Genomic DNA, 14,395 nt, shown 5'->3' with positions numbered 1-14,395 from the left:
ATTTTGCTTTTTAGACTGTATCTTTGCACCACAATTTTTTAGAATGACAACAGCAACTCAAAATCACGAAACAGATGTAGTATTGATAGGCGCTGGCATCATGAGTGCCACCCTTGGTTTACTGCTAAAAGAATTACAACCCGATTTAAAAATTGAAATTTACGAACGCCTTGACGTAGCCGCAGCAGAAAGTTCTGATGCATGGAACAATGCCGGTACGGGTCATGCCGCTTTTTGTGAGTTAAATTATACCCCTGAACTGGAAAATGGCGAGGTAGAGGTAAAAAAAGCCGTGAAGATTTCGGAGGCTTTTGAAGTATCACGTCAGTTATGGGCATATCTGGTGGAAAAGAATTTGCTGAAAAACCCTGAAACATTCATCAAATCGGTACCGCACTTAAGTTTTGTGTGGGGTGATGATAATGTAAATTACCTTAAAAAACGTTTTGAGGCTTTACAGCAGTATGAGTTATTCAAAGAAATGGAGTTTACAGAGGATGCTGAGGTCGTTAAAGACTGGGCACCGCTTGTAATGGAAGGCCGCAAGTCAAAAGATAAGATTGCGGCAACTTCAATGAAATATGGAACGGATGTCAACTTTGGGGCATTAACCCGCAGTATATTTAAATATTTAGAATCTTTGGACGGGGTATCGCTTCATTTTAACCACGAAGTAAGCAAACTGAAAAAGAAAGAAGATAATAAATGGCGTTTAAAAATTAAAGATTTAACGTCAGGTGAAAAGAAGAGAATCCACACTCCATTTGTGTTTATTGGAGCCGGAGGAGGTTCATTATTGTTGTTGGAAAAAGCAAACATCCCTGAAGGAGAAGGCTACGGAGGTTTCCCGGTAAGCGGACAATGGTTAAAATGTACCAACGAAGAAGTGATTAAAAAACATGCCGTTAAAGTGTACGGTAAAGCATCGGTTGGGGCACCGCCTATGTCGGTGCCGCATATTGATACCCGTGTAATCAACGGTAAAAAAGAATTGCTATTTGGTCCGTACGCAGGTTTTTCTACTAAATTCCTGAAAAATGGCTCGTATTTTGATTTAATTAAGTCAATAGAGTTAGATAATATCAGACCAATGCTTGGCGCCGGAATGAAAAACATTCCATTGACAAAATACCTTATCGAGCAAGTGTTTCAATCGTCAAAAGACCGAATGAAAGCTTTGAAAGAGTATGTTCCGTCAGCTAAAAAAGAAGACTGGGTGCTGGAAACAGCCGGACAACGTGTTCAGGTAATCAAGAAGGATAAAGACGGTAACGGTGTATTGGAATTTGGTACCGAAGTAGTTTCGGCTGCAGATGGATCGTTGGCAGTGCTTTTAGGAGCTTCGCCGGGAGCTTCAACAGCAACTTCGATTATGATTGAGCTGTTGGAAAAATGTTTCCCGGAGCAGATGAAAAGCGAGGCTTGGCAAAATAAATTTAAAGAAATGATACCTTCATTTGGACAGGCATTAAGCCATAATGCAGAACTGACGAAACAAATTCGCCAAAAAACAAATGAAGTATTGAAATTAAATGTGTAAAAGTATTTTGTACTTTTGCAGTCTTAATTTGAACGAAAACGTATAAAATGATATACCCAATTGTAGGTTACGGTGATCCGGTGTTAAGAAAAGTAGGTGCTGAAATTACTCCTGAATATCCTAATTTGAAGGAAGTAATACAAAACATGTATGACACGATGTACAATGCACATGGTGTTGGACTAGCTGCGCCTCAGGTAGGATTGCCTATCCGCCTTTTTATAGTAGATACAGAACCTTTTAGTGACAGCGACGATTTGTCTAAAGAAGAAGAAACACAATTAAAAGGTTTCAAAAAAACGTTTATTAATGCCAAAATCCTTAAAGAAGAAGGTGAGGAGTGGGCGTTTAATGAAGGTTGTTTAAGTATTCCTGATGTGCGTGAGGACGTGTACCGTCATGAACAGATTACTATTGAGTACTTTGATGAAAACTTTGAAAAGAAAACCGAAGTGTATGATGGACTGATTGCACGTGTAATCCAGCACGAGTACGATCACATTGAAGGTGTTTTGTTTACCGATAAAATATCTACACTAAAAAAGACGTTAATCAAAAAGAAACTGCAAAACATCATGGAAGGAAAAGCCAGACCGGATTATCGTATGCGTTTTGCAAAAATCAAATAAAAGTAATATTATTGCCCCTCGTTTTAAAAAGAGGTTATAAAATATAATAAATATCAAGATGAATTTAGAAAGAATATTGGCTATTTCAGGTAAACCGGGATTATACGCTTTAAAAATGCAGACAAGAACCGGTTTCGTTGCTGAATCATTAGTAGATGGTAAAAAAGTTACGGTAGGTATGCAAAGTAATGTAAGTTTATTGTCTGAAATTTCAATGTACACTTACGCTGAAGAAAAACCATTGGCAGAAGTAATGAGAGCTATTGCTAAGAAAGAAAATGGAGGCGAAGCACCTAAATTGAAAGATGATAAAGTGGCTATGACAGCTTATTTTGCTGAAATAGTGCCTGATTTTGATCAGGAAAGAGTTTATCCTTCGGATATTAAAAAAGTATTGAACTGGTACAACATTCTTCAGGGAAAAGGTCTGATTACTTTAGAAGAAACAGCAGAAGAGGCTAAAGAAGAAGTAAAAGAAGAAAAACCTAAGAAAGCTAAAGCAGCTAAAAAAGAAGCAGCTGATGAAACGGCAGAAGAAAAGCCTAAAAAAGCGAAAGCGACTAAAACAGCTAAGGCTAAAGAATAATCCAAATTTTAACAAAAATATAAGTCCTGCATTTGATTACCGAGTGCAGGATTTTTTGTTATTTAGTAACATCTAAAACAAAATGATGAACACACGCGCACAAAAGCTGGAAGCCTTTAATAGATTGCTTGACATCATAGATGATCTTCGTGAAAAATGTCCCTGGGATAAAAAGCAGACTTTTGAATCGCTTCGTCATTTAACCATTGAAGAAACCTATGAGTTGGGGGATGCTATTTTAGATAAAAATTTAGAAGAGATTAAAAAGGAGTTAGGCGATTTGTTACTCCACATTGTTTTCTATGCAAAACTGGGCAGTGAAGAAAAGAGTTTTGATATAGCAGATGTAGCCAATGATATTTGTGATAAGCTGATTCACCGTCACCCGCACATTTACGGCGATGTTGAGGTAGAAGATGAAGAGGAAGTAAAACGAAACTGGGAAAAGTTGAAGCTTAAAGAAGGGAAAAAATCAGTTCTTGAGGGTGTTCCTAATAGTTTACCGGCAATGGTGAAAGCCAGTCGTATTCAGGATAAAGTAAAAGGAGTAGGGTTTGACTGGGAAGAACCCCATCAGGTTTGGGAAAAAGTCCAGGAAGAACTCACTGAGTTACAGGTGGAAGTACAGACAGGTGATCAGGATAAAATTGAATCAGAGTTTGGCGATGTGATGTTTTCCATGATTAATTACGCCCGCTTTTTAAAAGTCAACCCCGAAGACGCTTTGGAAAGAACCAATAAGAAATTCATCAAACGATTCACGTATTTAGAGTCAAAAGCAAATGAATTAGGTAAAAACCTTGCTGATATGACCCTGGCAGAAATGGATGTGTTTTGGGAAGAAGCCAAACGATTATAAAATAGCTACGATGAAAAAAATAATACTATTGTTTTTATTGTTTTTTAGTCATTTAATTCTTGCTCAAAAAGATTTTGTCTTGGGTAAAATTGAGACTATAAAATCAGAAGAATTAAATGAAGAACGAACTATTAATGTTTATCTTCCGGCAGGGTATGATACAAATCAAAATTATCCGGTGATTTATTTGTTAGACGGTTCTGCAAATGAGGATTTTATTCATATAGTTGGAATTCTTCAATATGGGAATTACGAGTGGGTTAATATGGTTTCTAAATCTATTTTAATTGGGATTGAAAATGTGGATAGAAAAAGAGATTTTACATTCCCAACAACAATAGAAAAGGATAAAAAGGATTTTCCTACCACTGGATCATCAGAAAAGTTTATCAATTTTATTGAAAAAGAATTACAGCCATTTATCGAGAGTAAATATAAAGTAACCAGTTCAAGAACAATTGTTGGACAATCGTTAGGAGGACTTTTGGCAACAGAGATTCTTTATAAAAAAACTAAGTTGTTTACTAATTACATTATAATTAGCCCAAGTATTTGGTGGGATAAACAATCGCTTTTTACTTGGAATGCCGAGTTTGAAAAGCCTGAATTCAATCAAAAAACAAAAGTGTTTGTAGGTGTGGGTAAAGAAGGGAGAGTTATGGAAAGTGATGCCAAAAAACTTTTTCAGATTTTATCAAAAAATAAAAAGATAGAAAGTCATTTCCATTATTTTGGAGATGCTAATCATGGGGATATTTTGCACTTAGCAGTTTATAAAGCATTTGAAACATTAAAAATATGAAGCCCTATTACGCAGTGATATTCACTTCAAAGCGAACCCATATAGAAGAAGGCTATGCCGAGATGGCTGAACTTATGACACAACTAGCCCAACAACAGGAAGGTTTTATAAGTGTGGAATCGGCTAGAAACGAAATAGGAATTACTGTTTCCTATTGGAAAGATTTAGAAAGTATAAAAAAGTGGAAAGCAAATGTAGATCATTTGGTAGCTCAGCAATTAGGGAGAGAAAAGTGGTACGAAGCCTATACCACCCGAATTTGCTTAGTAGAGCGAGAATATAGTTTTACCAAATAGTATTTTGGAATAATTTTTGATTTATAACGAATATGCAAAAAAGTATAGTATTCCTCTTGTTTATTTCTCTTGGAGTTTTCGCCCAGGACGGAAAGAAATTGCCTTCCCTTAAAATTCCGCGTATTGAGACTCCGGAACCAGATAAGAAAAAGACTGAAGATCAGACTACAGCCCCGCAATATTCGTTAAATAAGCCTTTTGAGCCTAAAATTTTCAAAGTGCCACCTAAGAAGTATGATCCGCCTCAACAAGATAAAGAAATGCAAATGACTGGTGGAGGAAGTGATTTAAATGTTGGGAAACAATACGCCGAAAAACTTAATAAATCCATGACCCCTCAAATCAAAGAAGGAGCACTGGATCCTAAAGAGTTTCGAAGACATCAATACTTTGGAGAATTTGTGACTGAGTCTGAAACAATCAGTTTTACCTACAGGGATTTTGGTGAAGTTGATGCAGACAGGATTAGAGTTTGGATTGATGGAAAAGTTATTGGGGATTTTATAGAATTGGATGGAGTGACCAAAAAAATTTATTTAGGCTTAATGGAAGGAATAAATCATATTGAAATAGAAGCCTTAAATGAAGGGCTTTATACACCAAATACAGGTGAATTCAGATTTTATGATGAGCAGACTAAATTAATAACAGGCGATATGTGGGGGCTGGCAACAGGTTTCAAAGCTAAATTTAATATACGGAGGGTGCCTAAAGGAACATTGAAAAAAAACACTTTAACGCAGGAAGAAAAAACTAAATAAGACAAAAACAAATAATCCCGGACATTTGTCCGGGATTATTTGTTTTTGAAGTATCTCAATAACTGTGTAAGTTACAGTGTTTTTATAAAGTCCTGATTTGTTTCAGTTTCTCTTTCCACATAGCTAATTCTTCTTTGTGACGTTCAATACTTTTGGTTACTTCAGCAACCATAGGATTGTCTTTTTTAGCATTGGCAAAGAACTGGATGTTGTTTTCCAATTGGAAAATTTCATGCTGCACTTCTTCAACCTTGCGCTGGATGAAAACTTTTTCACTGTCTATTTTCTGTTTGCCTTCTCCGGCAAGCTGCTCCAAACGATTGTTAAAACGCATCATTTCAGCATCTTTCTTACTAGAAGTTAAGTTTTCAAATAATCCGTCAAGGACTTTGTTGAATTTTCCTTCTATATGACGGCGGGCAAAAGGAACCCGGCCAAAACTCTTCCAAGTCTCAATATGTGCTTTAATAGCATCTAAATCGGTTTTATGATCGCCGGTGAATTCAAATGCTTTTACTTTTTCTATATAATCCTTTTTCTTTTCAAAAGCTTCTACTTCTACAGCTTCATTTTGATTTCTAAAAGCATGTAAACGGTCAAAGTAATGATTACAGGCTTCTTTGAATTCAGCCCAAACAGCATCTGAAAATTTCTTAGGAACATGACCTATTTGTTTCCAGTCTTCCTGGATTTTTTTCATTACAGGTGTAGTAGCTTCAAAATTGTCGCTTTCCATCAGTTCTTTAGCTTTAGCTACTAAAGCATTTTTCCTGTCAAGATTAGCCTGCTGTTCTCTTTTGATGTCTTTATAAAAAGAATTTTTATTGGTATTGAAATTTCGGACAGCATTTTTAAATTCAGTCCAGGTTTGTTCATTTACATCAACAGGAACTTTACCAGCTTCAAAAAAAGCTTTGCGTAACGCTTCAACTTTGTTTATTTGTCCTTGCCAAGCTGAGTGAACTTCAATTTTTTCAGTGGCAATCTGCTCAATTTGAGCTATAATTTCTTTTTTTCTGTTCAGGTTTTCAGTTTCTCTTTCGCGGTGCTGCGCAAACATAGCTTCACGCTTTTCGTGCATTTGTTTTGTAACGTCGCTGAAAGCATTCCAGATTTCATCACGTTTTTCTTTTGAAACCGGACCAATTTCCTCTTTCCAGACTTTATGTAAAAGTTGTAACTCTCTAAATGCTTTAAAAACATCAGCATCATTTAAAAGTTCTTTAGCTCTTTCAATGATTTTTACTTTCTTCTCTAAATTATGTTTGAAATCCAAATCACGGGCTTCTCTGTCAAGATGGAGAATGTCATAAAAGTTTTCTACATGGAAATGGTAATTGTTCCAAACGTGATTGTATTTGTCTTTTGGGATAGAGCCTGCATTTTTCCAACGCTCACGTAAGTCGTTGAATTGTTTTAAAAGGTCCTTTATGTTTTCATTGGAATTAATTAAACCTTTTAATTCTTCAATTAGATTTAAACGTAACTGAAGATTTGATTTTAATTTTGATTCTAATGATTTGAAATGTGTGTTCTTACTGCTTTTGTAGCTGTTGTATAACGAGTCAAATTTAGATTTTAAAGGAGAATGATATTCAAATTCTTCATCAGAATTTGGATTGTCATGTAAAAACTCTTCTTTCTTTTCTTCTATAAAATGATTGTACTTTGATAAAAAAGCATGTTTAATTTCCTCAACATGGTTGCGGATTGCCATAATTTTATCAGTAGCTATAAGATGCTCTAATTCAACCACAAGCTTATCCATATCCATTGCTTCATAGTTTTGCATTGGAATATCGTGTTCAGCTTCCAGAGTAGTATCTTCGCTGACTTGAGCGTTTAGATTTTCAATAGTCTCAATAGCTTCGTTTACAGCTGTTTGTGATTGAGTGTTTTCGTTTCCATCTGCTTGCAGCAGGTTATCATTCAATTCTTCTTGCATAGTGCAGGATATTTACAGTTAATATTATATGCCGAAGTTAATGAAAACTGAATTAAAACGGAAGTAAAAACCGCTGTAATACCATTTTTTTGGTTGAAATATATGTTTCTTCTTTTTTGAATGATTTTTTAAAGCTTTGGAATTATTCGGCCTATACGGATGTTGCTAGGTTTATTGCAAAAATTGTAGTAACATTGAATTTTGATTTACTATGCCTAACCTGGACAAAAATACAATTGAAGCACTTGAAGCCGACTATTTATATATTCAAGAATCACAGATTCAAAATTCCGGAAATGGATTGTTTTCTGCTGTAAAAATATACAAAGACGAAATTATTGCTGTTTTTAAAGGTGAAGTTTTAAGTCAGTCTGAAATAAAAAAAAGAGAAGCCAAAGAAGAGGATAAATATTTTATGATATTGCTGAATGGAGCTGTTTTAGATTGCATGCATACCGAATGCTTTGCTAAATATGCTAATGATGCTTCCGGGTTTAGTAAATCAGCGTTTAAAAATAATGCTAAAATTACGCTGGATGACAACGATAATGTATGCCTAAAGGCGATTTCTACAATAAAAGCAGGAGGGGAAATTTTTTGCAGTTACGGACAAAAATATTGGAAGAAACATAAATAATTTAGCCGTTCCAGATTTCCCAAGCTTTTTCAGCCTGCAATACCAGCATGTCATAACCATTTTTAATTGTAGCTCCATTGCTTTCAGCTTTGGTTAAAAATGTTGTCTTTTCAGGATTGTAAATCAAATCATAAGCAATGTGCTTGTCTGTGAGATGCTTATAAGGAATATTCGGATAGTTTTCGATATTGGGAAAAGTGCCCAGCGGTGTGCAATTCACAATAATCAGATGGTCTTTTAAAATAGTTTCGTCCAAATCTTCATAGGAAATCGTTTGATCCGAACGGCTTCTGGAAACCGATTGATGTTCAATTCCGAGTTTTTCCAAAGCAAAAATGACCGCTTTTGCAGCGCCTCCGGTTCCTAAAATAAGAGCCTTTTTGTGATGTGGTTTAAGCAGTGGCTTTAACGATTCCATAAATCCGAAATAATCAGTATTGTGACCAATTAATTTTCCTTCAGGGGTTATTTTTATGGTATTGACAGCGCCAATTGCTGATGCGTTTTCAGAAAGTTCATCTAAAAACGGAATAACCTCTTCCTTGTACGGAATAGTAACGTTCATTCCTATGAGTTCTGTATTGTTTTTCAGCACTTCAGGAAATTCGTTTATGTTTGGTATGTCAAAATTATTATAAGAATAAACGTTGGCTATACCTTCTTTTGTAAACTTATCACCAAAATAATTTCGTGAGAAGGAATAACCTATATTCCTGCCTAGTAATCCTAGTTTTTTCATTTTTTATTTTGAAGATTAATTTAGTTTTACAAATTATTTTGGAAAATAAAGATTATAATCTGTTTCCATTCTTAGGTCTAGCCTGATAGGATATAACATTCGTGATCTGACTGGTTTTCCATAATTTATGCCCGGATTCCAATTTCCCAGACTTTTCAATATTTCCAGTGCTTCTTTTTCAATTCCGAAGCCTAATCCTTTTATAATTTTAATATCTGTTAATGTTCCGTCTGGTTCAACTACGAATTCAAAGATTACCCTTCCCACGATATCAACTTCCTGTTGAAAACGGAATTTGCTATTAAAGTCTTTATAAAATTTTTTTACACCTCCAGGATATTCAGCGACTTTTTCTAAACTTATAGAATTATAAATCTCATTTTCAGATAGTTTAAAAGTATTTGAATTGTTTGAAGGGAGATCAAATGTCACTTTTGCCTGATTGTCTTCATTTTGAGCTAAGCCTAAAGAAAAAGATAAGAAACTAATTAAAATGTATAATTGTTTAGTCATTTTTATATTTCTGAATAATTTCCTGAACCTCTTTCATTTCCCAGACATCAGGAAATTGTTCTTTCAGAATAATTTTGTTTTTAAAGCTGTGGCGTAATGCATTGCTTAAGTGGAAAGAACCTTTTTCGTTTTCTTTTTCGGTAAAATAGAGGCCGGCAAGACGGTACTCGATTTCAAATTGATCCGGAAATACTTCTGAAGCATGTAATAATGTTTCAATAGCGGCATCGTATTCACCTATAAACTGTTGTGCATCTGCCCAAAATAAATACGTGTCTAATTCTTCATCTCCCAGTTCTATTGATTTACGGTAGCCGTATTCAGCTTCTTCAAATTGTTCCAATTCTTTGTTTATCGCTGCATAGCGTTTCCAGTACATCTGGTTATCGCCGTCAATTGCAATTGCTTTGTTGACAAAGTATAAAGCTTTTTGAAAGTTTTTCTGACGCACGTAATAATCAGTAATTGCAATCCAGCCTTTGTCTAAAAGAGGATCTTCATGTACTGTTTTATTATAATATTTTAATGCTTCTATATGGTTGCCTAACTTTTCATAACATTTACCAATACGAAGTAAGGCATACGATGTAGGGTCTTCTAAATTGATGGTTTCCTGATAATTGTAAATAGCTTCTTCATAACGGCCTAAACGCTCAAGAGATTTGGCTTTTTCCATAAATGCCCCCATAAACTGATCATCAATTACGGTCGCATAATCAAAAGCGGTATAAGCTTCTTCATATCGTTTGATACTATAGTTTAAGCGTCCTAATTGGTGCCAGGCTATTTCACTGTATGGGTTGATATCGATGTACTTGGTTAAAAATGCTATTGCTTCATCATACTGCTCTAAAAATTCAAAACAATATACTACATTGTATAAACCTGATTGTTCTTCGGGTTCTTCTTCAAGGCATTTGATGAAGTGTTCTTTTGCCAGCTCAAGTTCATCCATAAAAAGATATTCCATGCCCAGAAGGTTATGAACATCAGCATAGTCATCAGTGTATTTTAAAGCAGTTTTTAAACATTCTACTGCTTTTTTATGATTGTCTCTTTTGGAATATATATTGGCTTGCTGGATAAAAATTTCTTCGTTGGTAGGTTCTATTGCATACAAATCATTCAATAATTTTTCTGCCTGATCAAGTTTGTCTTCAAAAATCAGCATTTCTACCTGAACCAGTTTTAAACCTGTAGATTTAGGATGTTGTTCCAGTGCAAGTTTTAAAGCTTTTTTTGCTAAACCGGGCTTCCCAACGTCCATATAATGGAGTATGATATCCTCAAATTCTTCTGAATCAAAAAACAATACTTTGTTTGTCTTAAGCATTGATTCAAACTTAGATAAGGATAAATTGTAATCTTCTTCATCGTGACTCAAGTGCATACTCATTGTTTTTAAAATTATCCTTACTAAAATTAGTAAAGCTTTGATTTGTTATTGGGTGCTTAACCGAATTGTTGTAAACAATTTAATTAACAGTTCTGATACTGCAATGATACTGTCTTTGGGTGCTTCAGACAACGTACATTAAATAGTATTCATTACCTCATTCATAACTTCAATAATAATGCCACATCCTTCTTCAATTTCTTCTTTTGAAATCGTCAGAGGAGGAGTGATGCGGATAGCGTTGCCTTCAAACAATAACCAGAATAAAATCAGACCTTTGTCCTGACATTTAAAAATGACCTGATTTGTTATTTCAGGACTTTCTGTCATGGCAGCGAGCATTAATCCTTCACCACGGACTTCCTTAATTAAAGGGTGCACCAACAATTTACGAAATAATTGCTCTTTTTCCAAGCATTGCGGCATCAAATCAGTCTCAACCAATTCTTTTAAAGTGGCTAAACTTGCAGCGGCAATAACCGGATGCCCGCCAAAGGTGGTAATATGGCCTAATTTGGGGTTATGGCTTAACAGATCCATATGTTTTTCATTGGCTGTAAAAGCACCTACAGGCATGCCACCTCCCATACCTTTACCCATAACTACAATATCCGGAGCGATATCATAATTCATAAACCCAAACAATTTACCGGTACGGCCAAAACCGGGCTGGATTTCGTCTAAAATCATCATGGCACCTACTTCATCACAACGCTGACGGACTTTTTTCAAAAAGCCGTTATGCGGTTGGATAAAACCGGCACCGCCTTGAATGGTTTCAAGAATAATTCCTGCGGTTTTATTTGTTATTTTAAGTAAATCCTCCTCATTGTTGAAAGTGATGAAATCAACATCCGGAATTAATGGTCGGAAAGCTTGTTTACGTTCCTCAAATCCCATTACACTCATCGATCCCATAGTGTTGCCATGATACGCATTGAAACAAGAAATCAGCTGACTGCGGCCTGTAACCCTTCGGGCTAATTTTAAAGCACCTTCAGTAGCTTCAGTGCCTGAATTAACCAAATAGGTTTTGTTAAGCTGCGGAGGCATGTGTTCTGCCAATAATTTACAAAACGCTACAGCAGGATCCTGTGCATATTCGCCATACACCATTACGTGAGCATATTTGTCCATTTGGTCTATCATGGCCTGTTTTATTCTTGGATGTTGATGTCCAAGTGTACAAGCAGAAACCCCTGCTACAAAATCCAAATATTTTTTACCTTTTGTGTCGTATATGTATGTGCCCACAGCATGAGAAACTTCCATTCCTAAGGGATGAGGGGAAGTTTGTGCCTGGTATTTGTAAAAGTCTTTGAGCATGTTAATTTTCTTCTCCATCACAATAATTATTGTAATAATTAACTAATTCGATTATTTTTTCTTTTGTAAAAGTTTTATCTTTTATTTTTTTTATAACAATTTCACAATCTGAAAAATACTTAAGTGAACGACTTTTAAAACTAAAAGTTATATCAGTAGCTATATCTTCATTTTGTTTTTTTACATAATAAGTTTCACCTATGCTTTTATTTATATAAGGTACTACAGTTTTTGAATTTTCGTCTTTATAGCCAAATATTGATTTGTTTTCAATATATTTTAAATCTAATCCTGAATTAATTTTTCTATATAAATTAACAAAGCCTTCATCTATTAATAACAATAAAACGGGTTCTGAATATTTATCCGGTTTGATGTATTCATGTTTTTCAGAATATTCACCATCATGGATAATTATTCCTTTAATCGTATCGTGATTCCAAACTGAAAATTCATCTGCTTTATCTATTTTGAAAAATATTTTATTTTTTTTAATTTTTCCAATACCCTCGAAAACAGTGTTATCGTAGAAAATTAGTGTGGCAGTATATTCATCTTGTCCAAAACAAAAAGTCTGAAATGTTAAGAAAAATATTAAGATTATTTTATTCATTTAATTAACAGATTTTGCTGCGCCGATTTTTCGTTTCTCCTTCGTCGAAAAGATAAGTCTGTGTTAACTGAGACTGAATACTGTCACTGAACACTATTTTTTCTTTTTAACCTTTGGTTTCGTACTTTGTACTTTTTTTGGTTTTTCGTATTCCAATGTTTCTTTGCTTGGTTCCATAGGAACGTCAGGCTCGGCATCCTTTTTCTTGACTTCGGCTTTTGCCTTGGCATCGAGTTCGAGTTCTTCTTTAGGGAAAATATCTTCCAGTTTTAAGATTTGTTCGTCTTCGCGCCAATTGAATCCGCGCAGTTTTCTGGCATTTTCAGGAAGTTCGTTTTCAGGGTAAATATCACCTTCTGGTTTAGTGAAAAAAGTTACACTTTCTATTTCGTTGCCTTCACCAAGCATCATGTTTATTTTACTGCTTACATTTTTATTTATGCCAATGAGCTCCTGTTTGTCATTCCGCATATAAAAAATAACCTCGGTATTTTTGATTACATCTACTTCTTTGAGCTTGTTGTCTTTAAATTTTCCATAAAGATTTACTCCTTTGACTTGGTTGAATCCGTCACCAATAGTGTCTTTAGAAATGATAAAGGCATTATTCAACACTTTTAAAGAATCTACTTTTTGCGTGATTGTATCAGAAACCAAATGCATCAAATCGCCTGTAAGCTGTCTTTTTCCATTCCAAAAAATTGGAGAGCCAATCATTTGGGTTAATCCTTTTTTCTGGTTCCAATGGATAGAATCACATTTACCGCTCATGTCTTTCTTAAAGAAACGGGCGTTGTTATACCCTCGGATTACACGGTTTTTAGGTTTGCCTGTTACCACTATTTTTTTAGCATGAAACCATACTGAGTCTTTTTCAAACAATCCGGAAACCAACGCTTTTTTAGTGATAAACATCGAGTCTTTTTGTTTGAAAACTTCTGCATAATGGCCACGAACGACCATTTTATTGATGGTATCAGTTACTTTTACGTTATTACGGGCGCGGGCATAATCTTTTTTTCGGTCATAGTATAAATCCTCACCTTCAATGATTCTATCCCGGTATTTAATTTTAGAGCCTTTTTGGAGCTTTCCTTCATCTTTTTTTGTGTCGTAAAAACCTTTAGTGGTGTAAATGGTATTGTTTGCTGAGGCAATTGTTGAAGGTCCGAAAACATAAGCATGCCCCGAATTCGTATAATAATCCAAATGATTGGTTCTGATGGTATGTGTTGGATTATTAACTGTTACCGCAGTTTTAAACTCAAATTTCTTTTCATTAAGATGGTAACGACCAGACTTACTGGTTAATGTGTTTTCGGCATCACGGATAGTTCCATAAGTATTATAATAGGCCTCCTGACTATTTCTGTCAAAATTGATTGTATCTGTTGTTACAGTCATTTTTGGATCGGTCATGACAACATTACCTGTGGCAAAAGCAAATTTTGTATTACCGTTGTATTCGGCATATTTACTGCTCATGGTTAGTGTGTCACCCTGAACCAGATTAACATTCCCAAAAGCTTTTACATAATTCTGTTTCGTAAAATGGTAGGCTTTATTACACGACATCCGTACGCCCTGATGTATGATACGGACATTTCCTGTAAGTACAATTGCTCCGGGTATTTCTGTTTCCGAGATGTCCATGAAATCAGAGTTCTCTATGGTTATCTGCTTGCTGCCTTTTACCGGCAAAGTTGTATCAGGCTTGGTGATTTGTGCCCAGATCATACTTTGGCTGAACAAT

15 protein-coding genes are annotated in these 14,395 nt (G+C 35.1%); 8 read left to right on the top strand and 7 right to left on the bottom strand.

Annotation, left to right across the window (positions count from 1 at the left end; translation table 11 throughout):
• The first annotated feature begins 43 nt into the window (after window positions 1-43).
• The 7 genes from EZM65_RS02275 to EZM65_RS02245 all read left to right on the top strand — a co-directional run bounded on the left by EZM65_RS02275 (window position 44) and on the right by EZM65_RS02245 (window position 5,473).
• The gene (locus EZM65_RS02275) at window positions 44-1,540 is read left to right on the top strand and encodes a malate:quinone oxidoreductase (protein ID WP_136666895.1); all 1,497 of its coding nucleotides are present in this window, start codon (window positions 44-46) and stop codon (window positions 1,538-1,540) included.
• Between the two features lie 47 nt (window positions 1,541-1,587).
• The gene (def, locus tag EZM65_RS02270) at window positions 1,588-2,169 is read left to right on the top strand and encodes a peptide deformylase (protein ID WP_136666894.1); all 582 of its coding nucleotides are present in this window, start codon (window positions 1,588-1,590) and stop codon (window positions 2,167-2,169) included.
• A gap of 58 nt (window positions 2,170-2,227) precedes the next feature.
• Window positions 2,228-2,755, top strand: coding sequence for a DUF5606 domain-containing protein (locus EZM65_RS02265; RefSeq protein ID WP_136666893.1), 528 nt, complete (start codon window positions 2,228-2,230; stop codon window positions 2,753-2,755).
• Window positions 2,756-2,840: 85 nt separating this feature from the next.
• Window positions 2,841-3,614, top strand: a complete 774-nt coding sequence (mazG, locus tag EZM65_RS02260) for a nucleoside triphosphate pyrophosphohydrolase (RefSeq protein WP_136667156.1) — start codon at window positions 2,841-2,843, stop codon at window positions 3,612-3,614.
• A 10-nt stretch (window positions 3,615-3,624) separates the two neighbouring features.
• Entirely contained in the window at window positions 3,625-4,416 is a 792-nt protein-coding gene (locus EZM65_RS02255; RefSeq protein WP_136666892.1) for an alpha/beta hydrolase, read from the top strand.
• Complete coding sequence (locus EZM65_RS02250; protein WP_136666891.1) at window positions 4,413-4,712, top strand: antibiotic biosynthesis monooxygenase; 300 nt, start codon at window positions 4,413-4,415, stop codon at window positions 4,710-4,712. Before EZM65_RS02255 ends, EZM65_RS02250 begins: the two co-directional genes overlap by 4 nt.
• Before the next feature lie 32 nt (window positions 4,713-4,744).
• Window positions 4,745-5,473 (top strand): hypothetical protein, encoded by a 729-nt coding sequence (locus EZM65_RS02245; protein WP_136666890.1) that lies wholly within the window; start codon window positions 4,745-4,747, stop codon window positions 5,471-5,473.
• An 82-nt stretch (window positions 5,474-5,555) separates the two neighbouring features.
• Here EZM65_RS02245 and EZM65_RS02240 read toward each other — a convergent pair whose 3' ends face one another.
• Entirely contained in the window at window positions 5,556-7,418 is a 1,863-nt protein-coding gene (locus EZM65_RS02240) for a DUF349 domain-containing protein (RefSeq protein WP_136666889.1), read from the bottom strand.
• Between the two features lie 211 nt (window positions 7,419-7,629).
• Here EZM65_RS02240 and EZM65_RS02235 point away from each other — a divergent pair, with 211 nt between their 5' ends.
• Entirely contained in the window at window positions 7,630-8,055 is a 426-nt protein-coding gene (locus tag EZM65_RS02235; RefSeq protein WP_136666888.1) for an SET domain-containing protein-lysine N-methyltransferase, read from the top strand.
• 1 nt (window position 8,056) lies between these two features.
• On the opposite strand, the gene EZM65_RS02230 is transcribed toward EZM65_RS02235, so the two are convergent.
• The 6 genes from EZM65_RS02230 to EZM65_RS02205 all read right to left on the bottom strand — a co-directional run bounded on the left by EZM65_RS02230 (window position 8,057) and on the right by EZM65_RS02205 (window position 14,379).
• Window positions 8,057-8,794 (bottom strand): shikimate dehydrogenase, encoded by a 738-nt coding sequence (locus tag EZM65_RS02230; RefSeq protein ID WP_136666887.1) that lies wholly within the window; start codon window positions 8,792-8,794, stop codon window positions 8,057-8,059.
• 33 nt (window positions 8,795-8,827) lie between these two features.
• Window positions 8,828-9,307, bottom strand: a complete 480-nt coding sequence (locus tag EZM65_RS02225; RefSeq protein WP_136666886.1) for an energy transducer TonB — start codon at window positions 9,305-9,307, stop codon at window positions 8,828-8,830.
• A complete protein-coding gene (locus EZM65_RS02220) occupies window positions 9,300-10,697 on the bottom strand; it encodes a tetratricopeptide repeat protein (RefSeq protein ID WP_136666885.1) in 1,398 nt (465 codons plus the stop codon). The genes EZM65_RS02225 and EZM65_RS02220 overlap by 8 nt, the downstream gene beginning before the upstream one ends.
• A gap of 144 nt (window positions 10,698-10,841) precedes the next feature.
• Window positions 10,842-12,029: an aspartate aminotransferase family protein gene (locus EZM65_RS02215; protein ID WP_136667155.1), complete on the bottom strand. Its 1,188-nt coding sequence runs from the start codon at window positions 12,027-12,029 to the stop codon at window positions 10,842-10,844.
• 1 nt (window position 12,030) lies between these two features.
• Window positions 12,031-12,642 (bottom strand): hypothetical protein, encoded by a 612-nt coding sequence (locus EZM65_RS02210; protein ID WP_136666884.1) that lies wholly within the window; start codon window positions 12,640-12,642, stop codon window positions 12,031-12,033.
• A 93-nt stretch (window positions 12,643-12,735) separates the two neighbouring features.
• On the bottom strand, window positions 12,736-14,379 hold the full coding sequence (locus EZM65_RS02205) for an OstA-like protein (protein ID WP_169051627.1): 1,644 nt from the start codon (window positions 14,377-14,379) through the stop codon (window positions 12,736-12,738).
• Window positions 14,380-14,395: the final 16 nt, after the last annotated feature.

Source organism: Flavobacterium sp. H122, assembly GCF_004959765.1.
GTDB lineage: Bacteria > Bacteroidota > Bacteroidia > Flavobacteriales > Flavobacteriaceae > Flavobacterium.
This window is presented reverse-complemented; position numbering and strand designations above follow the sequence as displayed.